The organism is Microbacterium sp. 05T445 (genome assembly GCF_056395865.1).
Window position 1 is genome coordinate 910,587 of the sequence record NZ_JBFTKJ010000001.1, and the last position, 24,550, is coordinate 935,136.

27 protein-coding genes and 1 tRNA gene are annotated in these 24,550 nt (G+C 71.9%); 10 read left to right on the forward strand and 18 right to left on the reverse strand.

Annotation, left to right across the window (positions count from 1 at the left end):
• Positions 1–290 precede the first annotated feature (290 nt).
• From AC1DDU_RS04450 to AC1DDU_RS04460, 3 genes are all read right to left on the reverse strand, one after another.
• A tRNA-Arg gene (locus tag AC1DDU_RS04450) sits at positions 291–363 on the reverse strand.
• 106 nt (positions 364–469) lie between these two features.
• A complete protein-coding gene (locus tag AC1DDU_RS04455; protein ID WP_477431513.1) occupies positions 470–859 on the reverse strand; it encodes an MmcQ/YjbR family DNA-binding protein in 390 nt (129 codons plus the stop codon).
• A 20-nt stretch (positions 860–879) separates the two neighbouring features.
• Positions 880–1,509, reverse strand: coding sequence for an asparagine synthase (locus AC1DDU_RS04460; protein ID WP_477431515.1), 630 nt, complete (start codon positions 1,507–1,509; stop codon positions 880–882).
• A 104-nt stretch (positions 1,510–1,613) separates the two neighbouring features.
• On the opposite strand from AC1DDU_RS04460, the gene AC1DDU_RS04465 reads away from it, so the two are divergent.
• Positions 1,614–2,462 (forward strand): SDR family NAD(P)-dependent oxidoreductase, encoded by an 849-nt coding sequence (locus AC1DDU_RS04465; protein ID WP_477431517.1) that lies wholly within the window; start codon positions 1,614–1,616, stop codon positions 2,460–2,462.
• Positions 2,463–2,514: 52 nt separating this feature from the next.
• Here AC1DDU_RS04465 and AC1DDU_RS04470 read toward each other — a convergent pair whose 3' ends face one another.
• Positions 2,515–2,913 carry a DUF5684 domain-containing protein gene (locus AC1DDU_RS04470; protein ID WP_477431519.1) on the reverse strand — a complete coding sequence of 133 codons (399 nt, stop codon included), beginning with the start codon at positions 2,911–2,913 and terminating at the stop codon, positions 2,515–2,517.
• A gap of 54 nt (positions 2,914–2,967) precedes the next feature.
• Positions 2,968–3,912 (reverse strand): aldose 1-epimerase family protein, encoded by a 945-nt coding sequence (locus tag AC1DDU_RS04475; protein ID WP_477431521.1) that lies wholly within the window; start codon positions 3,910–3,912, stop codon positions 2,968–2,970.
• Positions 3,913–4,013: 101 nt separating this feature from the next.
• On the opposite strand from AC1DDU_RS04475, the gene AC1DDU_RS04480 reads away from it, so the two are divergent.
• Positions 4,014–4,865, forward strand: a complete 852-nt coding sequence (locus tag AC1DDU_RS04480) for an NAD-dependent epimerase/dehydratase family protein (protein WP_477431523.1) — start codon at positions 4,014–4,016, stop codon at positions 4,863–4,865.
• Positions 4,862–5,446 (forward strand): DnaJ family domain-containing protein, encoded by a 585-nt coding sequence (locus tag AC1DDU_RS04485; RefSeq protein WP_477431525.1) that lies wholly within the window; start codon positions 4,862–4,864, stop codon positions 5,444–5,446. Before AC1DDU_RS04480 ends, AC1DDU_RS04485 begins: the two co-directional genes overlap by 4 nt.
• A gap of 42 nt (positions 5,447–5,488) precedes the next feature.
• Here the strand turns inward: AC1DDU_RS04485 and AC1DDU_RS04490 are convergent, their stop codons facing one another.
• Together AC1DDU_RS04490 and AC1DDU_RS04495 are read right to left on the reverse strand one after the other, a co-directional pair.
• Positions 5,489–5,779, reverse strand: a complete 291-nt coding sequence (locus AC1DDU_RS04490) for a DUF4287 domain-containing protein (RefSeq protein ID WP_477431527.1) — start codon at positions 5,777–5,779, stop codon at positions 5,489–5,491.
• Positions 5,780–5,788: 9 nt separating this feature from the next.
• Entirely contained in the window at positions 5,789–6,175 is a 387-nt protein-coding gene (locus AC1DDU_RS04495; RefSeq protein WP_477431529.1) for a cupin domain-containing protein, read from the reverse strand.
• Between the two features lie 78 nt (positions 6,176–6,253).
• Here AC1DDU_RS04495 and AC1DDU_RS04500 point away from each other — a divergent pair, with 78 nt between their 5' ends.
• Entirely contained in the window at positions 6,254–7,243 is a 990-nt protein-coding gene (locus AC1DDU_RS04500; protein WP_477431531.1) for an ArsR/SmtB family transcription factor, read from the forward strand.
• Between the two features lie 170 nt (positions 7,244–7,413).
• Positions 7,414–8,673, forward strand: a complete 1,260-nt coding sequence (locus AC1DDU_RS04505) for an MFS transporter (RefSeq protein WP_477431533.1) — start codon at positions 7,414–7,416, stop codon at positions 8,671–8,673.
• Here the strand turns inward: AC1DDU_RS04505 and AC1DDU_RS04510 are convergent.
• Positions 8,670–9,707: a potassium channel family protein gene (locus AC1DDU_RS04510; RefSeq protein ID WP_477431535.1), complete on the reverse strand. Its 1,038-nt coding sequence runs from the start codon at positions 9,705–9,707 to the stop codon at positions 8,670–8,672. The genes AC1DDU_RS04505 and AC1DDU_RS04510 overlap by 4 nt on opposite strands.
• 85 nt (positions 9,708–9,792) lie before the next feature.
• Positions 9,793–10,542, reverse strand: a complete 750-nt coding sequence (locus AC1DDU_RS04515) for a DUF1684 domain-containing protein (RefSeq protein WP_477431537.1) — start codon at positions 10,540–10,542, stop codon at positions 9,793–9,795.
• A 168-nt stretch (positions 10,543–10,710) separates the two neighbouring features.
• Here AC1DDU_RS04515 and AC1DDU_RS04520 point away from each other — a divergent pair, with 168 nt between their 5' ends.
• The 3 genes from AC1DDU_RS04520 to AC1DDU_RS04530 all read left to right on the forward strand — a co-directional run bounded on the left by AC1DDU_RS04520 (position 10,711) and on the right by AC1DDU_RS04530 (position 13,646).
• Positions 10,711–11,085, forward strand: coding sequence for a PadR family transcriptional regulator (locus AC1DDU_RS04520; RefSeq protein ID WP_477431539.1), 375 nt, complete (start codon positions 10,711–10,713; stop codon positions 11,083–11,085).
• 1 nt (position 11,086) lies between these two features.
• Positions 11,087–12,463: a permease prefix domain 1-containing protein gene (locus tag AC1DDU_RS04525; RefSeq protein ID WP_477431541.1), complete on the forward strand. Its 1,377-nt coding sequence runs from the start codon at positions 11,087–11,089 to the stop codon at positions 12,461–12,463.
• Between the two features lie 100 nt (positions 12,464–12,563).
• Positions 12,564–13,646 (forward strand): DNA polymerase IV, encoded by a 1,083-nt coding sequence (locus tag AC1DDU_RS04530; RefSeq protein WP_477431543.1) that lies wholly within the window; start codon positions 12,564–12,566, stop codon positions 13,644–13,646.
• Positions 13,647–13,662: 16 nt separating this feature from the next.
• On the opposite strand, the gene AC1DDU_RS04535 is transcribed toward AC1DDU_RS04530, so the two are convergent.
• The 6 genes from AC1DDU_RS04535 to AC1DDU_RS04560 are packed head-to-tail and all read right to left on the reverse strand — an operon-like array spanning position 13,663 to position 20,183.
• Positions 13,663–14,802 (reverse strand): alcohol dehydrogenase catalytic domain-containing protein, encoded by a 1,140-nt coding sequence (locus tag AC1DDU_RS04535; protein ID WP_477431545.1) that lies wholly within the window; start codon positions 14,800–14,802, stop codon positions 13,663–13,665.
• A 1-nt stretch (position 14,803) separates the two neighbouring features.
• The gene (locus AC1DDU_RS04540) at positions 14,804–15,526 is read right to left on the reverse strand and encodes a phosphonatase-like hydrolase (RefSeq protein WP_477431547.1); all 723 of its coding nucleotides are present in this window, start codon (positions 15,524–15,526) and stop codon (positions 14,804–14,806) included.
• A complete protein-coding gene (locus AC1DDU_RS04545; RefSeq protein WP_477431549.1) occupies positions 15,523–16,659 on the reverse strand; it encodes a TIGR03364 family FAD-dependent oxidoreductase in 1,137 nt (378 codons plus the stop codon). The genes AC1DDU_RS04540 and AC1DDU_RS04545 overlap by 4 nt, the downstream gene beginning before the upstream one ends.
• Complete coding sequence (locus AC1DDU_RS04550; RefSeq protein ID WP_477431551.1) at positions 16,656–18,404, reverse strand: PhnE/PtxC family ABC transporter permease; 1,749 nt, start codon at positions 18,402–18,404, stop codon at positions 16,656–16,658. The genes AC1DDU_RS04545 and AC1DDU_RS04550 overlap by 4 nt, the downstream gene beginning before the upstream one ends.
• The gene (gene phnC / locus AC1DDU_RS04555) at positions 18,401–19,228 is read right to left on the reverse strand and encodes a phosphonate ABC transporter ATP-binding protein (protein WP_477431553.1); all 828 of its coding nucleotides are present in this window, start codon (positions 19,226–19,228) and stop codon (positions 18,401–18,403) included. The genes AC1DDU_RS04550 and phnC overlap by 4 nt, the downstream gene beginning before the upstream one ends.
• 31 nt (positions 19,229–19,259) lie before the next feature.
• On the reverse strand, positions 19,260–20,183 hold the full coding sequence (locus AC1DDU_RS04560; RefSeq protein WP_477431555.1) for a phosphate/phosphite/phosphonate ABC transporter substrate-binding protein: 924 nt from the start codon (positions 20,181–20,183) through the stop codon (positions 19,260–19,262).
• Between the two features lie 172 nt (positions 20,184–20,355).
• Between AC1DDU_RS04560 and AC1DDU_RS04565 the strand changes: the two genes are divergently transcribed.
• On the forward strand, positions 20,356–21,108 hold the full coding sequence (locus tag AC1DDU_RS04565; protein ID WP_477431557.1) for a GntR family transcriptional regulator: 753 nt from the start codon (positions 20,356–20,358) through the stop codon (positions 21,106–21,108).
• 2 nt (positions 21,109–21,110) lie between these two features.
• Here the strand turns inward: AC1DDU_RS04565 and AC1DDU_RS04570 are convergent, their stop codons facing one another.
• Positions 21,111–21,971, reverse strand: coding sequence for an EamA family transporter (locus AC1DDU_RS04570; RefSeq protein ID WP_477431559.1), 861 nt, complete (start codon positions 21,969–21,971; stop codon positions 21,111–21,113).
• 238 nt (positions 21,972–22,209) lie between these two features.
• Here AC1DDU_RS04570 and AC1DDU_RS04575 point away from each other — a divergent pair, with 238 nt between their 5' ends.
• Positions 22,210–23,109, forward strand: coding sequence for a helix-turn-helix transcriptional regulator (locus tag AC1DDU_RS04575; protein ID WP_477431561.1), 900 nt, complete (start codon positions 22,210–22,212; stop codon positions 23,107–23,109).
• Here the strand turns inward: AC1DDU_RS04575 and AC1DDU_RS04580 are convergent.
• Together AC1DDU_RS04580 and AC1DDU_RS04585 are read right to left on the reverse strand one after the other, a co-directional pair.
• Complete coding sequence (locus tag AC1DDU_RS04580) at positions 23,096–23,470, reverse strand: DUF2255 family protein (RefSeq protein WP_477433419.1); 375 nt, start codon at positions 23,468–23,470, stop codon at positions 23,096–23,098. The two genes, AC1DDU_RS04575 and AC1DDU_RS04580, sit on opposite strands and share 14 nt — an antisense overlap.
• Positions 23,470–24,450 (reverse strand): aldo/keto reductase, encoded by a 981-nt coding sequence (locus AC1DDU_RS04585; RefSeq protein WP_477431563.1) that lies wholly within the window; start codon positions 24,448–24,450, stop codon positions 23,470–23,472. Before AC1DDU_RS04585 ends, AC1DDU_RS04580 begins: the two co-directional genes overlap by 1 nt.
• Between the last annotated feature and the right edge of the window lie 100 nt (positions 24,451–24,550).

Consider the following 24,550-nt stretch of genomic DNA (forward strand, 5'->3'; position numbering starts at 1 on the left):
TGTCGGTCATTCTCGTCTCCCTTCGTGGTGCGGTCGCGCAATCGTACGCGCGCCACCCGTGACCGAGCAGGAAACCGAGGGGGGTTGCCAGCGGCGCGGACGAATGCTACGCCCCAGGGCCGGCCGCTGCCTCTGTCGAACGGTAACCATCGTCGGTCGCCTGGGTCCATGCCTCGACGACCGCCGCCGGACGGCGCCTCCGCGGGAATCAGAAGGATGTGACCCGCGCCAGAAACACGAAAGCCCGCGGAGATCCGCGGGCTTTCGATCAGTACTGTCTCAACACAGTGCGCGCCCGAAGGGACTCGAACCCCTAACCTTCTGATCCGTAGTCAGATGCTCTATCCATTGAGCTACGGGCGCATGTTGCTCGCTCTCGCGCACAACTCGTCAAGAATACCCCACGGTCCCGATCGGCGCGAATCGACGCCGGGATGCCGGAATCCCGGGCGTGTCCGCCTCCGAATCGTCACGCCTCATCGGCGTCGAGGGCACGCAGCTGGCGCTGCAGCGCGACCTGGCGGTACGACGTGTCGATGAGCTCGGCGAGGAGCTCCCAGTCGCCGGCGTCCGACTCGACACGGATCGCAAGCCATCCGTAGGCGCCCTCGTAGGGCGGGACGAAGACGTCGTCGCGCTCGACCAGCACGGGGCGCTCGAGGTCGTCGGGGATGAAGAGCACCGCCGGCTGCGAGTCGACGCCGACGATCGCGAACTGGCGCTTGCCGGCGCGGAACGTGCACCGCCCGTGCGAGATCGCCTCGACCGCCTCCGGGTACGACGCGCACAGTCCCCGCATCCGCACCACCAGCGGGTGATCAGGCGGGAACCACATCGAACGAGCCGCGTCGCCGTCCACACCGCGAGCGTAGCCCGGCGTCAGCCTTCGAGCTCGCTGACGTCCACGCCCGAGACGCGCGGCGACGGCGCCGCCGGCTCCGCAGGGGCGGCGGCATCCTGCTCGCCCGTCTCGAGATGGCGCTTGTGCGCGGCCAGCCGCGGCAGGTCGACCAGGCGGATCGACTGCATGCGGGCGGCCCGCATCCGGTCGTAGTCGGGATCCAGGTCGGGGCGCATCGCCTCGACCCGCAGCCGGCGCTGGAGGTTCGCCTCGACGTCGCCCCAGGCGGCATCCCTCGACTGCTCGACCAGCGTGCGCACGACGTGCGGGTCGTCGGCCATGCGCCGCAGCGCCTGCGCGACACCGGAGTACTGGCGGCCGCGCCGGCGCAGGTTGCGGGTGTCGCGATCGCGGTAGTCGTGCGTGCCGTCGGGGTCGGTGAACTTGCCCCAGGCCTTCTTGCGCTGGCGCTTGACGAGGGCAGCGGCCTCGTCCTGCTCGTCGGCGAGCGCGATGAGCGTCTCTCGCGCGAACGGCGCGAACGCGGCCACGTCGAAGTGCTCGTCGTGCGCGATCGTCTCCACGAGGATGCGGTTGCGGATCGCCAGCCGAGCGGCGGCGGACGCGATGGACACCCCTTCGGCGATCGCCTCTGCGGTCTTGCCCATCGCACCTCCCTCCGAAGAGGCTAGCGTCCGCGAGCACCCCGAGAGTCGGCGAGAATCGAAGTCGCCGGCCGTCGACGTCGACGGCCGTGATCTGGAGGCAGCACATGGCCAAGACCCGACCCCTCGACGTGCGCGGACGCACGACCGTCATCACCGGCGCGGCGGCCGGGATGGGCGCGGATGTCGCGCGTCAGCTCGCCGCCCGCGGCGCGCGCATCGCGCTGGTCGACCGCAACGCCGACGGGCTCGCCGTCGTGGCCGCGAGCCTTCCCGGCACGGGGCACACCACGCACGTCGTCGACCTCACCGACGACGACGCGGTGGCGGCCCTCGCGGCCGAGGTCGAGGCATCCCATCCCCACGTGCAGTCGCTCGTGACCTGCGCCGGCTCGTCGATGCTCGGCGACATCGACCAGCTGACGATGGCCGAGATGCGCTGGCTGATGGACGTCAACCTGTGGGGCACGGTCAACATCACCAAGGCGCTGCTGCCGGCGCTGCGCCGTGAACCCGCGGCACACATCACGCACCTGGTGTCGATCTACGGCCTCGCGGCGCCGGCGGGACGCATCCCCTACGCCATGAGCAAGTTCGCGGTGCGCGGGTTCACGGAGGCGCTGCGCCATGAACTGGAGCGCTCGACGGTGTCGGTGGGCGCGGTCTACCCCGCGGGCGTGAAGACGGGCATCATCCTGCGGGGCCGGTACGCCGCCGCGATCGACCCCGCGATCGCCGATCGCGCGGCGGCGGCGCAGGCCGCGATGTACCACACCGAGCCCGCCGACGCCGCGGCCCGCATCGTCGAGGCGACGATCCGCCGCCGGCCGCGCACGATGGTCGGCCGCGAGGCGCGGCTGGTCGACGTGCTCTCGCGGATCACCCCGACCCGCTACTGGGTGCCGATGCGGCGGCCGCTGCGCGACGCGATCGACACCACGACGCCGGTGCGCTGACACGGCTCCGCCCCTGACCCGTGCGCACGGACCAGGGGCGGAGGACGTCGGATCACGCGGGCTTGGTGTAGGTGGCCTTGCCGAATCCGATGATGAAGTAGCCGATGAACGGGATGAGCCACAGCAGGAAGAACGACCACGCGCCGCCCTTGCCGAAGCCGCGACCGACCCGGACCGCCACGATGATCGAGAACACGATGTTCACGATCGGGATGAGGTACAGCAGACCCAGCCAGGCCGAGTAGCCGGCGATCTTCACCAGGATGAACAGGTTGACGATCGGGATGATCGCGAGGATGCCGGGATACCCGGCCTTCGCGAACAGCGACCAGAGCGCGATGGCGACGAGGACGTACCAGAGGAACGCGAGGATGCTCCACGTCACGTACTGGAGCGACTGGTCGGCGGTGGTCGTCACCGAGGCGCTGAGGAGGGCGAGGGCTGTGGTCATGCGCTCAGCATAGGGCCAGGCCTCGGCACCGCCGCGGAGCCCGCGCGCCCGATCTCAGCCGATCGCCGCGATGCGCCACGAGGCGGTGACGGATGCCTCCGGCTCGACGACGATGAGCCCTGTGTCGTACTCGTAGGCCGACGCGTTGAAGGCGTCCGGCGCGCACGTCATCGGCTCGACCGCGAGCGAGAGACGGCTCTGGGCCGGGTCGGAGCTGTCGGCCGTGTAGACCTGCACCCACGGGCACGCGGCATCCCACGACATCTCGACGCCGGTACCGGCGGCGTCGGTCACCCGCACTGTGGCGAGGCCGTCGGCGTCCCGGACCAGGCCGGTGAACGCGTGGTCGATCTCGGCCGCGCCGATCGGCCGTGCGACGCGGAAATCGAAGCGCTCCGGCTCGGACGCGTCCACGGCGCCGAGGCCGGCCGGGAGCAGACGCTCGCCGCTGACGGCGAGCACCTGAGTCGCCGGGAGCTCGAGCGTCCACTCGTCGACACGCCCCTCACCCGCGACCAGGTACGGGTGCGGACCGGTGCCCCAGGGCGCGGGGCGCTCCCCCTCGTTGTGCGCGGTCACGGACTGCGTGAGCCCGTCGGCGCCGAGGGTGAACGTCGTCGTGACGACGATGCGCCACGGGTAGGCCGTCTGCGGCTGGATCACCGCGGCGAGGGTCACGTGGTCGGGGCCCTTGTCGATCGCCTCGAAGTCGAGCCACACCGCGAGCCCGTGCAATGCGTGCGAACGGGCAGGCTCCGTCAGCGGCAGCTCGAAGTCCTCGCCGCCGAACGAGTAGCGCCCGCCGACCACGCGGTTCGGCCACGGCGCCAGCGTGACGCCCTGGTAGCCCGGGCGCACCTCGTCGGCGTCGAACGGCAGCACGAGGTCGCGTCCGCGGTAGGTCAGCGAGCGCAGCGAGGCGCCCACACTCGCGACGACGGCCTCATAGTCGCCGGCGCGGAGCGCGTGCTGGATACCGGATGCGGGGGGACGTGCCATGTGGGGATCCTCTGGAGCGGGGGAAGACGGCCGCAGATCACAGTACCCGGGGCTCGCCCGCGTCTCGTCCGCAGGCCTTCCGTGCGTGGCAGGCTGGAGGCATGCGCATCGCCCTCACCGGCTCGTCCGGAAAGCTCGGAACCGTGGTCGCCCGCGAACTGCGCGCCGCCGGCCACGACGTCATCGGCCTCGACGTCGTCGGGGAACGCGGCCCGGAATTCGTGCAGGTCGACCTCACCGACTACGGCCAGGTCATCGACGCCCTCACCGCCGTCAACGACCGTCACGACGGGTTCGACGCGGTCGTGCATCTCGGCGCGATTCCGGCCCCCGGCATCCGCTCCGATGTCGCGACCTTCCACAACAACATGACGGCGACGTTCAACGTGTTCTGGGCGGCCGTGCGGCTCGGCATCCGTCGTCTCGTGTACGCGTCGAGCGAGACCGTGCTGGGTCTGCCGTTCGACGTGCCGCCGCCGTACATCCCGGTCGACGAGGAGTACCCGCCGCGGCCCGAGTCGGTGTACTCGCTGGTGAAGACCCTCGAGGAGCGCATGGCCGTCGAGCTCGTGCGCTGGCACCCCGACCTGTCGATCACGGGTCTGCGGTTCTCGAACGTGATGGTGCCGGAGGACTACGAGGCGTTCCCGTCGTACGACGACGACGCCTCGAAGCGCAAGTGGAACCTGTGGGGCTACATCGACGCCCGCGACGGCGCCCAGGCCGTGCAGCGCGCGCTCGAGGTCGCCCCGGCCGGGTTCGAGACGTACATCATCGCCGCCGCCGACACCGTGATGTCGCGGCCCAACGCCGAACTCGTCGCCGAGGTGTTCCCGGGCGTCGAGACGCGCGCGTTCGGCGAGCACGACACGCTGCTGTCCATCGACAAGGCGCGCCGCCTGCTCGGCTACGAGCCGCAGCACTCGTGGCGGGACCACATCCCGGGATCATGAGCGAGGACCCGCGTCAGGCCGCCGCCCGTTACCGCGCCGAACAGCACGGCGAGGGCTCGGGTGCAGACGGAGAGTCGGATGCCGCGACCCCGCCCACGGCGGCCGCGCGGGCGTACTCGGCTGCCGATCGGGCCGCCGTCGTCGAGACGGCGATCCAGCAGGCGATCCGCCGCGGCGAGTTCGACGACCTTCCCGGTGCGGGCAAGCCGATCCCGGGCTTGGGCGAGACCCACGATCCGGACTGGTGGATCCGCCGCAAGATCGAGACGGAGCAGCTCACCGGACTCGGCCCGCCGGCGCTGATGCTGCGCGTGGAGAACGTCGAACTCGACACGAAGCTCGACGCGCTCCCGCGCGAGGCCGACGTCCGCGAGGCGCTCGAGGACTTCAACCGCCGCATCGTCGAGGCGCGGCGGCAGCTCCAGGGCGGACCACCCGTCGTGACGCCGACGCGCGACGTCGAGGCCGAGGTGGCCGCGTGGCGCGAGCGGCGCGAGGCACGCGTGGCGGCTGAGCCGCTCGCGGAGACGGATGCCGCACCCGGCCGCCGCCGCGCGTGGTGGCGGCGGCGCGAGGCCTGAGGCGCGGCATCCGTTCGTTCCCCTGTGCCGGGGAGCCCGCTTTCAGGGATTCGGGTTCGTGGCCTTGCCGTCGAGCCACAGCGTGTTCGACGGATCGGAGTGCGTGGTGTCGGTGCCGACGTGCTTGTCGCTGATCTGCGGCCCCTTGGTGATCACGTGGACGATCGCCATCGCGTGGCCACGACCGAGCCCGTAGTCGGCGGCGAGCCACTCGACGATGGGCGTCGCCTTGGTGTTCTCGTCGAAGCCCTTCTCGTGGGCCTTGTCGACGAGCTGGCGGGGCGTGAGACCGGTCTTGGTCTCGATATTGTCGAGATATGCCTGGAACGACATGGACTGCTCCTATCGGTTGCCGGTGGGGATGTCGAGGACTCCGGGAGCATCCTTCCACTCCTGGATGATGCGGTCGGACGCGTGGATGCACAGGATGCGCAGCCGGCCGGTCCCGCTGTTCTTGAAACCGTGCCAGGCGTGGGCGGGCGCGGTGGCGGTGTCTCCGGCGACGGCGTGCAGCACGTCGTCGCCGATCGTGATGCTGGCCTCGCCGTCGAGCACGACCCACGTCTCGGCGTAGGGGTGCCTGTGGATGTCGGGACCCTGGCCGGGCTCGTTGTCGACGAGGAAGTACGACACGGCCGCCTCGTGCTCGGCGCCGACGAACATGCGCGTGCGGCCGGTGCCGACGCCGAGGTCCGTCGCGGGGACGATCGTGGGGGTCTGGGTGGTCATGGTGCCCTCCGCTCGGTGGGTGGCGGTCTGTGTGCTCCCAGCCTCGCGGCCTCGGTCTCGTCGTCCTATAGTTTCGATGTGGATCGAAAGTTCGTCGACTTCCAGCTCGCCCCCGACGACCTCACCGCCATCCGATTCGGCGTCTCACCAGGCCATGAGCTGTGCCACGCGGTCCGGGCGATCCTCCGCCCCGACGAGTACCCGCTGCAGTGGGGGTGGATGCGCGCGACGCGCGGCGCGATCCCGCGCGACGACTTCGAGGTGCTCGCGCTGCTCATCCGCGACGAGGGCTACTTCCCGGACTTCCTCACCACGACGCCCACGTGGGAGCTCACCCCCGAGGCCGAGGCGGAGCGGCTGCGCGCCATCGACGACGCGCGCTTCCAGGTCGACATGACCAAGGTGCTCGATCGGAGCGACGGCGCCCGCCGTGTCGCGGTGCAGCGCATGCTCGATCATCCCGACCGCGCCCGTGCGGTGATCGCGGAGGCGTGGATGTCGGTGTGGCGCACCGCGGTGGAACCGGTGTGGCCGCAACTGGAGCGCCTGCTGCGCGCCGACATCGCGGTGCGTTCGCGGCGCATCGCCGAGGGCGGCATCGGCGCCATGATCGGCACGCTGCACGACCGCGTCCACTGGGCCGACGGCGCCGTGCGCGTCACGATGCGCATCTGGAGCGAGGTGGTCGACTGCCGCGGCAGCGGCCTGGTGCTGGTGCCGTCGGTCATGGGGTCGACAGGATGCTTCGTCCTCACCGAGCCGCCCGCGCGGCCGACGCTGTTCTATCCCGCGCAGGGCGTGACCGCCACGTGGGCGCGCGACCCCGCCGACGTCGCGACGACGCTCGGAGCACTGCTGGGACCTGCCCGTGCCCGGATCCTGCTCGACGCGCACGAGCCGCGCACGACGTCCCAGGTCGCGCGCGACAGCGGCGTGGCGATCTCGACGGCGTCGCATCACCTCACGATCCTGCGCGACGCCGGACTGCTCGCCGCAACCCGCGACGGCGCGCGGATGCTGCACCGGCGCACGCCCCTCGGCGAGGCGATGGTCGGCGCCGTGCTCTGAACCGCGCGGCGCCCCAGGAGGACACCGAGGCCGCCGGCCAGGCCCTGCCCAGGTGGCACCCGGTAGACTGGGCTCGCCCATTTCGATGTGCATCTACCTGTCTGCGGCTCCGGGCTGCGGACAAGGCGGCACCAACAGCCGCCGACCCTCGGCGCACGGCCAGGAGAAAGATGCACACCTCACTCGTCCAGACGGACGCGTCCACGCGCCCGTCCACGCGCAGACCGAGCCTCATCCGCGAGGCCGGGTACGCGTACTTCCCGATCGCCCTGATCGCGCGACTGCCGTTCGCGATGATGGTGGTCGGCATCCTCACACTCGTCGTGTCCGCGCGCGGCTCGCTCGCCCTCGGCGGCGCGACCAGCGCCATGACCGGCCTCGGCACCGCCCTGATCGGTCCGCTGCTCGGCGCCGCCGCCGACCGCTTCGGCCAGCGGCGTGTGCTGCTGATCTCCGGCGTCATCAACAGCGCGCTGCTGGCCACGATGGCGTGGCTCGCGTTCGCGCCGGTTCCGGATGCCGCGCTCCTGGCGACCGCGTTCTTCATCGGCGCGTCGATGCCGCAGGTGTCGCCGATGTCGCGCAGCCGCCTCGTCGGCATCATCGGACGGGCATACCCGAGGGACCGCCGCACCGGGGTCGTGAACGGCGCCATGGCGTACGAGTCGGCCGCCGACGAGATCGTGTTCGTGTTCGGCCCGGTCATCGTCGGCCTCCTCGCGACGACGATGAACCCTGCCGCGCCTGTCATCGGAGCTGCTGTGCTCGCGCTCGTGTTCGTGAGCGCCTTCGCGCTGCACCCGACCGCCAAGGCGTCCGCGGCAGCCGCCGGCGACCGCCCCGAGCAGGCGCCCGTGCGCGAGCTGTTCCGGGCGCGCGTGCTCGCACCGACCGCCGGGGCGCTGGGCATGGGCCTGTTCTTCGGCGCGATGCTCACCTCGCTGACCGCGTTCATGGCCGAGCGGGGCGTGCCCGAGCAGGCCGGCCTCGTCTACGGCGCGATGGGCATCGGGTCGGCGGCGCTCGCGCTCGGCGTGGCGCTGTTCCCCGCCCGGTTCACGCTGGCGGCGCGCTGGCTGACCTTCGCGACCATCCTGGTCGCCGGCACGGTCGCGCTGCCGTTCGTCGGCAGCGTGGGCGCGATCGCGATCTGCCTCCTCGTGATCGGGGTCGGCATCGGCCCGACCCTCGTCACGCAGTACAGCCTCGCCGCGGCGTTCAGCCCGCGCGGGCGCTCCGCCACCGTGATGACGATGCTCGGTTCGGCCGTCGTCGTCGGCCAGTCGGCGGCATCCGCTCTCACCGGCCTCGTCGCCGACGCGGCCGGAGCCGGCACCGCGCTGGTCGCGCCGCTCATGGCCGCCACGGTCGTGCTGGGCGCCGGCGTCTGGAACGCCGTCGCGTCGCGCCGTGTCGCCGTGAGCGCCTAGCGCGCCGACTCGGCGAGCAGCCGCCGGATCTCGGCCATCGTCTGCTCGGACTGGGCGAGCAGGTCCTGCAGGCGCGCGACCGTGTCGTCGGCGCCCGCGTCGGGCACGCCTGCCGGGGCCGCGGGCGCATCGCCCGGGGTGGTCGCATCGGCCGACCCCGCCGCGTTCGCGGCGACGCCCGCGGCGACCGCTCCCGCGACCGCTCCCGCGGCGACGCCCTTGGCCGCGTGCCGGGCGATCGAGGGCTGCGGCGAGTCGGCGGCGGACTCGGCGTCGGCATCGCTCGGCACGTCGGTCTCGGCATCCGTCTCCGCCGCGGCCTCACCGTTCCTGCGGGGACCGAGGAACAGGTTCGCGAGGTAGCCGGTGAACGTGCCGAAGATGCCCACGCCGACGACGATGATGAGCGTGCCGATGAGCCGGCCGGCGTTGGTGACCGGATACTGATCGCCGTATCCCACGGTCGAGATCGTGACCAGGGTGTACCAGAGCGCATCCGAGGCGGACGTGATGTTCGCACCCTCGGCGTCCTCCTCGACGGCGAGGATCGTGATGCTGCCGAACTGCAGCACCAGCACGCCCATCAGCAGCAGCGTCATCAGGGCGCTGTTGGCGCGGTCGTGGATGAGCGTCGACCAGACGGTCCGCGGACCGAGTTCGCGCAGCAGCCGGAAGACCCGCAGCAGCCGGAACAGGCGGAGGATCTTGAACTGCGGGAACGGCAGGCTCGCGAGGAGGTCGGCCCAGCCGAACCCGCGGAAGAAGTAGCGTCCGGCCGACGGCGCCGTCGAGATCCGGTAGATGAAGTCGCCCAGGAAGATCAGGCTGAACAGCGCGTTCATGACCGACAGCACGAGTTCGAGCGCGGTGTCTCCGGCGATCGCGTAGACGAGCACCAGGTTCACGATCGACAGGATCGACAGCGCGCCGATGAAGATCTCGTACGCGGTGTTCTTCAGCTCCGAACGCGCGGCGGCGCGTGCCGCGGCACGGGCGCGCGCACGCTCGCGGGCCTGGGAGAGAGGTCGGGCCATGGCGGTTCCTCAGGTCGGCGGGACCGGAGGCGCTCCGGCTGAGCCCCCATTGTCCTCGCTTCGGCCCGCGAGGACGATGCCGGGATCAGCCGCGCTCGGCCAGGCGCTCCCCCGCCTCCACGCGCACGGCGAGCCGGTTGTTCGCGGGCGGGAGCGGGCACACGTAGTGGTCGCTGAACGCGCAGGGCGGAAGGTACGCGTCGTTGAAGTCGACGGTCACCGAGCCGTCGGCGGCGGGCGCCCCGATCTCGAGGAACCGGAACCGGTACGCGTCGACGTTGCTGGTGGCATCCGCGATGACCGCGCTGAGCTCGTCGGCCGGGTCGCCGGTCACCGTCAGCTCGACGGTCGCACCCGCGACCTCGATCACCACCGTGCCCACGGCGGGCTCCTCGCGCTCGTAGCCGTCGACGCTCTCGATCACGGTGATCTCGCCCTCGGCGGCGGGACGGAACACTCCCGGCAGCACCCACGCGTCGTTCTGCGGGAACGACAGGATGCCGCGCAGCGCGGTGCGTCCGGGCGTCTCGGGGTCGAAGACCCGCAGCGCCAGGGCGCCCTCGCGGCTGATCGCCTTCAGCCGCAGGCGTCCGACGTCGACGGTCTCCCCCGGTGCCAGCGCGACGTCGTCGGTGGCGGCATCCGGCGCATCCGTCTGAAGGCCCGCGCCGACGACCCGGCCGTCCTGCGCGCGCCACCGGCCGGGGGCGCCCTCGTAGGTGCGCGGTTCGCCGTCGAGCCAGTGCGTGTGGCGCAGCGCGGCGATGCCGTGCGCGGAGGAGACGGCGCGCCAGCGCGCGGTGTCGACGGTGCCGGAGGTCGCGGGAAGGGTCATGCCGTCCTTCTTCGGGGTGCGGGGGTATCGCTCACCATCTCAACACGGCGCGCGGCGCGGCATTCCCCCGCGGCACCCTGCGGTGTCATCGGGCGTCATCCGTGTTACCTTGTGGCTCTAGGTAACTTGTACCTCTATGTATAAAGAGGTTCTAGGTATGGAGGACGGATGAAGATCGGGAAGGACCTGGTCGCCGCCGCGGCGACGCCGATGGTGCTCGGCATCCTCGCCGAGGGCGAGTCGTACGGGTACGCGATCCTGCAGCGCGTCGGCGAGCTGTCCGGCGGCGAGCTGGAATGGAGCGACGGCATGCTCTACCCGCTGCTGCATCGCCTGGAGCGCCTCGGTCATGTCGAGGCATCCTGGGGCGCCTCCCCCAGCGGTCGCCCGCGCAAGCACTACCGCCTGAGCGCGAGCGGCAAGGCCGCCTTCGCCGAGCAGCGACGCCAGTGGGCCGTCGTGAGCAAGGCGCTGCAGCGGGTGTGGGCCGACCGCGACGGCGGCACCGACTTCGCCGGACTGCCCGCGTTCGGAGGTGCCTGACATGGCCGAAGACCTCGACCCCCGCATCGAAGACCAGATCACGACGTGGCGCACCTACGTGTCGCGGCGCGACGCGATCGACGGCCGCGACGTCGACGAGCTGGAAGACCACCTGCGCGGCCAGATCGACCGGCTGGAGGCGTCCGGCCTCGACGGTGACGAGGCGTTCCTTGTCGCCGTGAAGCGACTGGGCGGCCTCGACGCCCTCTCGAAGGAGTTCGCCCGCGAGCACTCCGACCGGCTGTGGAAGCAGCTGATGTTCGCCGACGAGCCGCGCGCGCCACGCGCAGGCGGCCTCGTGCTCGCAGTCGGGCTCGCCGTCGGCGCGGCGCTGGCGGTGCAGATCCCCGCGCTGTTCGGCATCCGCTGGGCCCAGGACGGCGACTTCTACGGCCGGTACTTCGCTCTGCTCGTGCTGCCGTTCCTGGCCGCGTACTTCCTGGTGCGGCGGCGGTCGTCGTGGCGCACGATCGCCGTGGTGGCGGCGCCCTTCGTGCTGACCGCGATCCTGCTGTCGGTGTACCCGTTCGCGTCTGACGCCGCGACGCTGATGCTGGCATCGGTGCACGCGGCGGTCGCGCTGTGGCTGGTGACCGGCATCGCATATGTCGACGGGCGCGTGACCTCGAGCCGGGCCCGGATGGACTTCATCCGGTTCACCGGCGAGTGGGTCGTGTACTTCGCGCTCATCGCCCTCGGCGGCGCGGTGCTGATCGGGCTGACGCTCGGCGTGTTCTCGGCGATCGATCTCGACGCGAGCCGGTTCGTGACCGAGTGGATGCTGCCCAGCGGCATCGCCGGCGCCGTGGTGATCGCCGCGTGGCTCGTGGAGGCGAAGCAGAGCGTCATCGAGAACATCGCCCCGGTGCTCACCAAGCTGTTCACCCCGCTGTTCACGCTGCTGCTGCTCGCCTTCATCGTCGCCGGCTTCCTCCAGGGAAACCTGGTCGACGGCGGCGGCACCGAGACGTTCGGCCAGCGCGACCTGCTGATCCTGTTCGACGTGGTGCTGATCGTCGTGGTGGGGCTGCTCCTGTACGCCTTGTCGGCGCGCGATCCGTTCGCGCCGCCGTCGTGGTTCGACAGGATGCAGCTGGTGATGGTCGTCGCGGCCCTCGTCGTCGACATCATGGTGCTGGTGGCGATGATCGGACGCATCGCCGAGTACGGCGCGAGCCCGAACAAGCTCGCCTCGCTGGGGCTCAACATCATCCTGCTCGCCAACCTCGTCGGCGCCGGCTGGCTGCAGCTGCGCTTCGCGATGCACCGCTCCCCGTTCGAGCGCCTCGAGCGCTGGCAGACCGGCTTCATCCCGGTCTACCTGGCGTGGGCGGCGTTCGTGGTCGTGGTGTTCCCGCCGCTGTTCGCCTACGCGTGAGCGGGGGGCGGATGCCGCGACCTGCGGCATCCGCCCCTCCTGCGCGTGTCGGTGACGCGCCCTAGTCTCGACACATGCGCCGGTCGCGGAGGGCGAGCTCATGAGCGGGGCCGCCGTGCGGCCGTGGGTGCTGCACGTCGACCTCGACCAGTTCATCGCCGCCGTGGAGGTGCTGCGCAACCCCGAGCTGGCGGGCAAGCCGGTGATCGTGGGCGGGCGGGGCGATCCCACCGAGCGCGCCGTCGTGTCCACGGCGTCGTACGAGGCGCGCGAGTTCGGTGTCGGGTCGGGCATGCCGCTGCGCATCGCCGCGCGCAAGATCCCGGATGCCGTCATCCTGCCGGTCGACGCACCGCTGTACCTCGCGGCCTCCGAGGAGGTGATGGCGACGCTGCGCGCGCAGCCGGGAGCGGTGGTGCAGGTGCTCGGGTGGGACGAGGCCTTCGTCGGTGTCGAGACCGACGACCCGGAGGCGTACGCCCAGAGGCTGCAGCAGGACGTGCTCGACCGCACCCGGCTGCACTGCAGCGTCGGCATCGGCGACAACCTGGTGCGGGCCAAGAACGCCACCGATTTCGGCAAGCCCCGCGGCACCTTCCGCCTCACCGCCGACAACTGGCTCGAGGTCATGGGGCACCGCCCGACGATCGCGCTGTGGGGCGTGGGCTCGAAGATCTCGAAACGGCTCGCGCTGCTCGGCATCCAGACGGTTGCCGAGCTCGCCGTCGCCGACGCCGATGCGCTCACCGGCGAGTTCGGGCCCAGGATGGGCCTCTGGTATCGGCAGCTCGGTCGCGGCGACGGTTCGAACGTCGTCGACGACACGCCCTGGGTCGCCCGCGGCCACAGCAAGGAGACGACGTTCCAGATCGACATCGTCGAGCCGGGAGAGATCGCCGCGGCCGCCCGCTGGCTGCTCGGCGAGGTGCTCGACGAGGTCGCCGCCGACGGCCGGCCGGTCGTCGGGCTGGGGCTCAAGGTGCGCTACGCGCCGTTTCTCACCAAGACGTTCACGAAGAAGATCCCGTCGACCTCCGACCGCGAGGTCGTCCTGGCGCGCACGATGGAGCTGGTCGCGAAGATCGAGCCCGGCAGGCCGATCCGCCTCCTCGGCGTGCGTGCCGAGATGGCGATGCCCGATGACGCCCGCGAGGGGCACACGCCGACCCGCGGCGGCTGGTGACGCCGGGCCGCCACCCTCACCGGCGCGGGTCGATCGCCACCCTCACGTCGCTCGCCGCGGCGGCGCGCTCGAGCGCCACGTCCAGCTCGGACAGCGGATGCGGTCTCCCGACGAGCTGTGCGAACGGGTAGCGGTGACCGTGCTCCTCCAGGAAGGCCACGGCGCCCGCGAGATCGTCGGCGTCGTAGTTGTGCACGCCGCGGATCGTCGTCAGGTTCCGCACGACCCGCTCGGGCTCGAGCGCGTATGCGGGGATCGGCGAGACGCTCCCCACCAGCACGACGACGCCGCCGACGCCGATGCCGTCGATCGCCGCCGAAACAGCCGCGGAGGCGCCGGACGCCTCGATCGCGATGTCGATCTCCCGCGCGCGCAGCCGCCGCAGCGCTCGGGGGAGCTCGGCGGGGTCGGCCGGATCCACGCCTGCGACGGCGCCGAAGGAGCCGGCAAGCGCGCGACGGGCGGGGTCGGGGTCGGCGACGATCACGCGCGCACCGGCACGGGTCGCGATCGCGGTCGCCGTCAGCCCGATCAGGCCGGCGCCGGTGACGAGCATCGTCGTCCCCTGGATGTCGACGATGTCGGCGGCGCGGTCGACCGCGGCCCACGCCGTGGCGGTGGCGCACGCCGAGGGTGCGAGCACGGCGGCGGGCGCCGCCTCGCCCACCCGCACGATCGCGGTGCCGGCGCGCACGTGCACATGCGTCGCGAAGCCGCCCGACAGCTCCCAGCGCGGGACGAGTCGCTCGTGGCCGTACTTGCGCAGCTCGCGGCACTTCTGCGGCAGGCCTCGCGCGCACCGGTCGCACCGCGCGCACGCGGCCATGATCGACCAGACGACGCGGTCGCCGACCGACAGCCGCACACCGTCCACGCTGCGCACGTCGTCGAGCACGGCGGCCACGCGGCCGACGTACTCGTGGCCGAGCACGAGCGGCGTCGGCGCTCTCCGGTGACCCGCCACGGTGTGCACATCCGACCCGCACACCGTCGCGAGCTCGAGCTCCACGAGCACGTCGCCCTCCGACAGCCGGACGCCGGGCACCGCGATCGCCTCGTGGGGGCGCCCCTGGCCGAGCCACACCATCGCGGTGGCGGGGGGTGTGAGGCACACATCCCGCGTGGCCACCGGCGGCGTTGCCAGCGGCGACGCCACGTCAGGCGTCGATTCCGAGCAGCGCCGGCAGCGCCGTCACGTCATCGATCACGGCATCCGCTCCGGCCGCGAGGAGCGCGTCGCGGTCGTGGGCACCGCTGAGCACGCCCACCACGAGGCCTGCACCGGCGGCGCGTCCCGCGGCCACGTCGCTGGTGGTGTCTCCGACCACGACGACGGATGCCACCGCCGACGCCTGCACCCGGGTCACGGCGGCCAGCACGAGGTCGGGGGCGGGTCGCCCGCGGCCCACGTCCACCGGCGAGAGCGCGGCGTCCACGAGCGCGCGCCAGCCGAGTCCGTCGAGGATCGCGTCGCGCGTGGCCGGGGCGAAGCCGGTGGTGAGCACGACCGCGAGCCCCGCGGAGCGCAGCCGCTCGAGCGTTTCGCGTGCACCGCGGATCGGCTCGACGCCCTCGGTCGCGATGAGGTCGGCATACGCCCGCTCGAACGCCGCGGTGGCCTCGGTCGCCCGCGCGACGTCGCCGCCGGCGAGGTGCGTGAACACGTCGATCTTGGACTGACCCATCGTGCGCCGGACGTAGTCGAGGGCGTCGGGCCACGGCATCCGCTCGGCCACCCCCGTCTCTGTGGCAGCGCGCTCGAATGCGCGCTCCACGACACCGTCGTCGCGGACGGTGGTGCCGGCCATGTCGAGCACGACAAGTTCGGGTGCGATCCCACGCGGGAGCGCGGGGGCGAGGGCGTCGGCGGGGAGGGTCATCGGTGGGTTCCTTCCGGAGTGACGGCGCCGACGTCGGCGCCCAGGCGTGGGGCGAGGACGGTCTCGGCGAGACCGAGACCGGTGGTCATGCCGATGCCGGTCGTCGCGGCGAGCGCGAGCACATCGGGTTCGGGCTCGGCGACGAGGAAGTCGGCGCGCCCGCTGGCGTACACGCCCTGCCAGCGCTCGATCACCCGCGGACGCGCCGCGAACAGCGCCTCGAACTCTTCGAGCAGCAGGTCGGCGGCCGCCTCGGCCTGGAACGGCGCGATGCCGACGCCCTTGTAGTGGGTGTCGCCGACGATGACCGACCCGTCGGGCAGTTGCGTGTACATCTGGTTGAGGTCGAGCGCGGCGAGGTCGGGGCGCTCCGCGTGCAGCCGCTCCCGCACGCCTGCCGCCTCCGGCAGTCCGGCGAATCGGCCGTAGCGCACCAGCGACCAGCCGGTCAGCATCGGAGCGGGAACGGATGCCCCCTCCCCGCGCACGCGCATCATGTCCAGGCCGCAGCGCACCACGCCCGCCGCCTCGGCGAGGTCGGGCAGCAGCTGGTCGAGGTCGTGGTTCACGGCGACGACGACGAGGCCCGCGTCGACGGGACCGCGGGTCGTCTCGACGCGGCCGGTGCGCACCGCGCCGGCCGAGGTGCGGGTGCGGAACTGGACGCCGAGCGCTTCCAGGTGCGCCCGGATCGCGGCCGCGGCGGTGCGGGGGTCGGTCTGCAGGTCGGGTGCGATCCATGCCCCGCCCACCGCGACGCCGGATCGCACCGACACGCGGGACTCGAGCTCGGCCCCGGTGAGCAGGTCGATCCCGCCCTCCCGCGCCGCCGCCTCCAGCAGGGCGAGCTCGTCGGAATGACGGGCGACGACGAGCGTGCCCGACTCGCGCAGCCAGAACCCGGCGTCGTGCGCCAGCCGCAGCCACAGCGGCCGCGACGCGTCCGCGTACTCGCGGGCGAGGCCCGTCTGCGCGCCGATGCACAGGTGTCCGAAGTTGCGGACGGTGGCGCCGAGCGCCTCGGGCCCGCGCTCGATCACGACCACGCGGCGGCCGCGGCGGGCGGCCGCGTACGCGGCGCCGAGTCCGACGATCCCCGAGCCGATCACGGCGACGTCGAAGGCCCGGGTCATCGGAACACCTTCCTCATCCACATCGCGATCCCCTCGACGATCAGCACCGTCACGAGGATCATCAGCACGATCGCGGTGACCATGCCGTAGTTCGCCCCCTGGCTCGCGTTGAGCAGGTAGTACCCGACGCCCCCGCCGCCGACGATCCCGAGGATGGTGGCCGCGCGGACGTTGGTGTCGAGCAGGTAGAACGAGTGCCCGATCAGCGCCCGCGTGCCCTGCGGCACGGTCGCGCCCGCGTACACCTGCAGGCGGGTCGCGCCGGTCGCGAACAGCGCGCGCTCGGGACCGCGGTCGACCTCCTCGAGCGAGTCGGCGACGAGCTTGCCGAGCAGGCCGATGCCGCCGACTGCGAGCGCGATCGTGCCGGCCTGCATGCCGAGGCCGGTGATCACGATGAGCACGATCGCGAGGATGATCTCGGGGATGCCGCGGATGCCGACCAGGGCGAAGCGCGAGGTGCCGCGGATCCCGCCGTTCGGGGCGACGTTGCGCGCGGCGAACGAGCCCAGCACGATCGACGGAACGAGTGCGAGCAGCGTCGCGGCGAGGGCGATCGCGATGGTCTCGCGCAGCGCCTCGAACATGATCTCGGCGCCGTAGACACCGAACGTCGGCGGCCAGAACTGCACCGCGACGGCGGGGAGCTTCACCCAGAAGGTCAGGAAGTCGCCCCAGTTGATCTGGCACACCCACACGCCGGCCACGATGACGGCGACCGCGAGCCATCCGGCCGCGACGTCGCGCACGCGCGCCGCGGTCCACGGCCGTCGCAGCGCGGCCTCCGGCGACCCGGCCCACGGCGCACCCGCACGGGCCGGCGCCGGCCGGGTGGCGGCATCCCATCCGCTCCTGCGCAGCCGGCGGCCGACCAGGCGGTCGGCCCACGAGCCGCGGTCGCCGACGCGGCCGAGCATCGCCGCGCGCACGACGCTCGAGACGATCTCCATCACGACGCAGAGCACGAAGATCACCAGCGCGATGCCCAGGCCCAGCCCGTAGTTCAGCGACTTGAACGCGTACGACATCTCGAGGCCAAGTCCCGCGACGCCGACGTAGCCGAGCACGACCGAGCCGCGCAGGTTGATGTCGTTGCGGTGCAGCACCGTCGCGACCCACGACGGCAGCACCTGGGGAAGGATGCCGCTGAAGAACTCCTGCGTCCGCGTGCCGCCCGCCGCGCGGATGGCCAGCCGCGGCCCCTCGTCGATCTGCTCGATCGCGTCGGCGAACATCTTGGAGATCATGCCGATGGAATGGATGCCGATCGCCAGGATGCCGGGGAGCGCGCCGAGCGAGAACATCAGGACGAAGACCATGGCCAGCACGACATCGGGCAGGGCGCGCGTGAGCACGCCCACGAACCGCGCGGCCGCGCGCCAGCCGTTCCCGGGCGTGGTGTTGGCGGCCGCGAGGTAGGCGATGGGCACCGACAGCACCGCCGCCAGCAGTGTGCCGGTCAGCACGAGGCCGACGGTCAGGGCGATGAGCCATGCGAGCTCCGCGGGCTCCGGGAACGACAGGGCGCCCACGCGGGCGAAGAACCGCTCGGCGTTGCCCCAGCTGGCGACCATGTCGGGGATCGAGATCTGCACCTCGGCGAGCGCGGCGGCTGCGAGTGCGAGAAGCGCGACGAGAGTGAGGCCTGCCGCGACGCGCTCGGGCGAGACGCGATGCCGGGGTGCACGCTCGAGCAGCGACGGCGAGGACGAGGTGACCCGCGGCCGGTCGACGGTCGTGGTCATCGCACCGGCTCCGCGTCGGCCTCGAGCAGTTCGTGCTGGACCGCGCGCAGCTCGGCGGTGGATGTCGCGACCCGACCGTAGATCTCCATCACCTGCGCCTTGGTGAGGTCGCGGGTGGGCAGGTCGAGCACGACCCGCCCGTGGCGGAGCCCGACGATGCGGTCGGCCCACGAGATCGCGAGGTCGACCTGGTGGAGACTGCACACCACGGTGAGACCCTCGTCGGCGGCGATCTCGCGGATCAGCGCCATGACCTGGTCGCTCGACTCCGGGTCGAGCGAAGCGACCGGCTCGTCGGCGAGGAGCACGCGAGGGTTCTGCATGAGCGCCCGCGCGATCGCGACGCGCTGCTGCTGACCGCCCGAGAGGGTGTCGGCACGCTGGTACGCGCGGTCGAGCAGCCCGACCCGGTCGAGGTGCTCGAGCGCCGCGAGGCGGCGCGACCGCGCGTACGACCAGAGTCCCAGCCGCGGACCCCGCACGCCGGCGAGGGCACCGGTGAGCACGTTCTCGAGCACCGTGAGCGAGGGCACGAGCTCGAACTGCTGGAAGATGAAGCCGACGCTCGAACGCAGGGTGCGCAGGCGCCGGCCGGAGAGGCGCGGCACGTCCGCGCCGAGCACCTCGACGGAACCGGAGGTGGGTGTCTCCAGTCCGTCGAGGTGCCGCAGCAGAGTGGACTTGCCGGAGCCCGAGAGCCCGAGCAGCACGACGATCTCGCCGCGGTCCACGGTGAGCGACACGTCGTCGAGGGCGGTGGTGGCGCCGAAGCGCTTGGTGACACCGTCCAGGCGGACGACCGTCTCGGGTGCGGTGGAGTTCATGGCTGCTCGGGTCCTCGTCAACGCGCCGGGCTCAGCCCTGGCACTGGGTGGCGTTCGTCTCCGCGCAGATGTCGCGGATCAGGTCGTAGTACGCGTCGTCGACGGGCTTGGTGGCGTAGAAGACGCTGCGGAAGCCGTCGGTGTCGGCGCTGTCGACGCCGCTGGCGATGATGTCGTCGATCGTGACCTCGCCGAGGATGCCGACGAGCTGCTTCTGCACGTCGGCAGGCAGCGTGTTCGAGTAGACGAGCGGGGCGCCGGGCACCATGGTCTCGTCGATGACGCGGACCTTGTCGGACTTCTCGACCTCGCTGTCCTCGGCGAACCCGGCCTCGCACTCGACGCCCTCGCCGACCTTCTGCACACTCACGTCGTGCTTGCCCGCGAACACCGGCGTGACGTCCTTCTCGGGGTCGATGCCCTCCTGCAGCAGGTTGTACGACGGGAACAGGTAGCCCGAGGTCGACGACGGGTCGACGAAGCAGACCTTCATGCCCTTGAACTCGGCGAGGGTCTGGATGTCGCTGCCCGTGGGCACGATCGCCTGCGAGAAGTAGCCGGGCTCCTGCCCCTCCTCCGTGACGATGGACGAGATCGGGGTGAGCTTCGCGCCGTTGTTGGTCGCGGTGACGTAGGTGAAGCCCGAGAACGAGGCGACGTCGATCTTGCCGGCGATGGCCGCCTCGATGAGCGCGGCGTAGTCGGTGGACTCGTGGTACTCGACCGTCTTGCCGGTCTCCTGGGCGATGTAGTCCATGAGCGGCTGGTAGTTGGTCTCGGTGTCGGCCGAGTCGGGGACCACGCCGAAGACGAGGGTGTCGGCGTCCACGGCGTAGCCCGTCGTGGTCGCGGTGTCCTCGGCAGCGCCGGCGCTGCCGGAGCAGGCGGAGAGACCGAGGGCGAGGAGTGCGGCGCCGGCCAGGGCGATCGACGCGTTCTTTGCACGGAGGTTCATGACAGCCTTTCGGGAGTGGGAGGGATGAAGAACCTCCAGAACTCTCGCATTCGGTAGAACGAGGTATATACCTACGTCGTGAATGTTCAAAGGTTGTTCACCTAACTGAGCGCGACGAGAACACTCGGTGCCCCGGGTCTCGGGATGCGAGTGCGGTGAGTAGTATTCCCATGTGGCAGACACGGTGTACAAGCTGATCGCGGACGATCTGCGCGGACTCATCGTCAGCGGGCGCCTCGCCCCGGGCGACGACGTGCCCACCGAGGCCGAGCTCGCCCAGCGGTGGCACACGTCGCGCGGCCCGATCCGCAACGCTCTCGCGACGCTGCGCCAGGAGGGTCTCATCGAGACCACGCGGGGGCGACCCGCACGCGTCACCGCCCGCAAGGCGCACCAGGCCGTCGACGTGTCGATCCCGTTCACGCGCTGGGCGCGCGAGATCGGCGCCGTGCCGGGGGCGCGCACCCAGGAGGTGAGCCTGCGGCGAGCGGATGCCGAGAAGGCGGCCCTCCTCGGCATCCCCGAGGGCGACCTCGTCGTCGACGTCCTCCGCCTGCGCCTGCTCGACGATCGCCCCACGATGCTCGAGCGCCTCACCTACATCGAGCCGGTCGGCCGCGCGCTGTTCGGCGTCGACCTCGACGGCGTCTCCATCACCGAGTACCTCGAGGACCAGGGCACGGCGTCGGCCGACGTCGACCACGAGATCGACGCGGTCGCCGCCGACGAGGCCGACAGCAGGCTGCTCGAGGTTCCGCTCGGCGCGCCCGTGCTGCGCCTGCGGCGGATCGCGCGGGATGCCGCGGGGCGCACGTTCGAGGCATCCGACGATCGCTACCTCAGCGACATCGTGCGCTTCACGGTCTCCGCTTCCGGACGCTCCCGCCAAGGCGACGCGTACGTGCGCCCGCTGGGGAGCGCCTGAGGTCACACCGCGAGCAGGGCGATGCCGGCCACGACGACCGCAGAGGCCGCGAGGCGTGCGCCGGGCCTCCCCTCACGGAGCACGAAGGCACCGAACAGACTCACCAGCACGACGCTCACCTCGCGCATCGGCGCCACGATCGACACCGGCGCGATCGTGACCGCGGCGAGCACCAGGATGTACGACAGCGGCGACAGGATGCCGAACACGAGCAGGCGCCGCCCGTCGCGCCGCAGCATCCTCACGCCTTCGGGCAGGCGCCGACCCAGGAGCACCGTGAAGACCGGGACCTCGAGCGCGGTGCACCCCACCATGAACGCGACCGGCGAGATGTCCCACGTGCGCAGCGCCTGCGCGTCCCACAGCGTATAGGCGGCGATCGCCGCGCCCGTGAGCAGTCCGAACACGATCGCCGGGTCCATCCCGCGGCCCCGCGATCCGCCGCGATCGATCAGCCCGATGCCGATGACACCGGCGAGGATCGCGGCCACCCCGACCAGAGCGATCGGCGACGGACGCTCGCCGAGCACGGCGACGGCGACGATCACCGTCAGCAGCGGCCCGCTCCCCCGCGCGGTCGCGTACACGGTCGACAGATTGCCGACGGCGTAGCCGCGCTGCAGGACGAGCATGTAGACGACGTGCAGCGCCGCCGACACGGCGACACCGACCGCGAAGCCGTGCAGCTGCGCCGCCCCGAGACCGCCGGTGAAGGGCACCACCGGCAGCCAGAGGAGCGTGCTGACCAGCGACCCGGCCCACAGGAACGGCAGCCCGGATCGGCTGGCGCCGTGCGCGATGACGTTCCACGTCGCGTGGGCGACGGCCGCGGCGAGGACCAGGACGATGGCGAGACCGGACATGCGAGACCCTTCCGTCCGCCGCGGGCGCGACGAACCGGGTCCTCCGGGCTTTTGTCCTGTCAGATGACGGCCGTCCGCACGGGCGGGCAGCCGTGGCGCCGCTCGGACCAGTCGAGCCGAAGCTCCGGAACCCTAGGCGCTGTCGCGCACACCGTACCAGGCGCAGGTGACGCCTCCGGCGCTGACGGGGATTCGCAGAACCTGTCACCGCGGCATCCCGCGACGTAGCGTGGAGGTCATGGCAGACATCCGCGCCGAGGTGAAGGAGTTCCTGAGCTCCCGCCGCGCCCGGCTCACACCCGCGCAGGCGGGGCTGCCCGCCTACGGCGGCAACCGTCGCGTCGCGGGCCTGCGTCGCGAAGAGGTGGCGATGCTGGCGGGCGTCTCGGTGGACTACTACGTGCGCCTCGAGCGCGGCAATCTCGCCGGCGCGTCGGAGAGCGTGCTGGATGCCGTCGCCCGCACGCTGCAGCTCGACGAGGCCGAGCGCGAGCACCTCTTCGACCTCGCTCGCGCGGCAGGTCCTGGTCGCAGGCCGTCCCGGCGGACCACGACGACGGTGCGACCGGCCGTGCAGCAGGTGCTGGACGCATTCACCGAGGCTCCGGCGTGGGTGCGCAACGGCCGCCACGACATCCTCGCGGCGAACCTGCTCGCGCGGGCGCTCTACTCCCCCGTGTTCGACGACCCGCGCCGGCCCGTGAACACCACGCGCTTCGTTTACCTGAACCCTGCGGCCCGCGACTTCTGGCGCGACTACGACCAGATCACGCACGACTCCGCCGCGATGCTGCGGATGGAGGCGGGACGCAACCCGCACGACCGCGATCTCATCCGGCTCGTCGGCGAGCTGTCGACGCAGAGCGAGCTGTTCCGCGAGCGCTGGGCGTCCCGCGACGTGAAGTTCCACCGCAGCGGCGTGAAGCGCCTGCACCATCCCGTGGTGGGCGACCTCGAGCTGAACTACGAGTCGATGGACCTGCCCAGCGAACCCGGGCTCGTGCTCAACGTCTACACCGCCCCGGCGGACTCCGCCTCGGCGGACGCCCTGAAGCTCCTGGCCTCGTGGGCGGCGACGCAGTCGGCGGAGTTCGCCGCCCACGACGCGACCCTTGCGCCGTCGATCAGACCGGCGTGACGAGCAGGGTCGTGGTCGCGGCATCCATGCCGGTGATCGCGCCGACGGGACCGGGACCGTAGCGGTCGTACTTCGTGTGCAGCGCCGCGTCGACGTCCGCAGCGACGGCCGCGTCGGCGATCCGGAACGTCACGTCCTTCTCGACGCCGCCCGCTGTCACGCGGCCGGCGCCGGATCGCACCGCACGGCGGAACCAGCCGTTGTCGGGACCGTGCGCGGAGCGGACGTAGAGCGCGTCGCCGACGGTCGCATGCCAGATCGTGACGGCGGGGCGCAGCGACCCGTCGGGGCGCCGTGACGAGATGCGCAGCTCGGTCGCCGCCCCGATGCGACGCAGTTCCTCGGCATCCCAGGCGGTCATCACAGCCCCACCATCGCCATGCCGGCATCGTCGTAGCGGTTGCCCACCACGGCCGCGGCGAGCGCGTCGAGCGTCGCGATGTCGTCGGCCGACAGCGCCACGGCGGTCGCACCGGCGTTCTCGTCGACCCGCTCACGACGGCGCGTGCCCGGGATCGGGACGATGGACGGATGCCGCGACAGCAGCCATGCGAGAGCCACCTGGCCGGGCGTCGCCCCGTGTGCGGCGGCGACCTCGCGGACGCCGTCGACGACGGCCTGGTTCGCGCGCAGGTTGTCGGGCTCGAACCGCGGCACCCGACCGCGGATCTCTCCGGCGCCGAACGTGGCGTCGGCGGAGACGGTCCCGGTCAGGAACCCCTTGCCCAGCGGACTGAACGGCACGAACCCGATGCCCAGCTCGGCGCACGTCGGCAGCACCTCCGCCTCGGGATCGCGGGTCCACAGCGAGTACTCGCTCTGCACCGCCGTCACGGGGAAGACCGCGTGCGCGCGACGGATGGTCGCGGCGCCGGCCTCGGAGAGCCCGAAGTGCTTCACCTTGCCGGCGGCGACGAGCTCGCCGACGGCGCCGGCCACGTCCTCGATGGGCACGTCGGGGTCGACGCGGTGCTGGTAGAACAGGTCGATCGCCTCGACGCCGAGACGCTGGAGCGAGCCGTCGGCGACCCGCCGGATCTGCTCCGGGCGCGAGTCGGTGCCGTGCATCCTGCCATCGACGATGTTCCAGCCGAACTTCGTGGCGACGACGACGCGCTCGCGGATCGGGGCGATCGCCTCGCCGACGAGCACCTCGTTGTCGTAGGGTCCGTACACCTCTGCGGTGTCGATGAACGTGACGCCGTGGTCCGCCGCGTAGCGGAGCACGGCGATCATGTCGTCGCGGTCGCCGGGGTTCGGGCCGTAGCTCATCGACATCCCCATGGCGCCGATGCCGATCGCCGAGACCTCCAGTCCCTGACCGAGCTTCCTGGTGTGCATGGATCCTCCTCGTGGCCGGCGGGGGCTCCCCCGCGGCATCCTCCATCCCACTCCTGCAAGACTGCGCGCGGGAGTGCCCGGTGTGACAGGTACCGCGAGA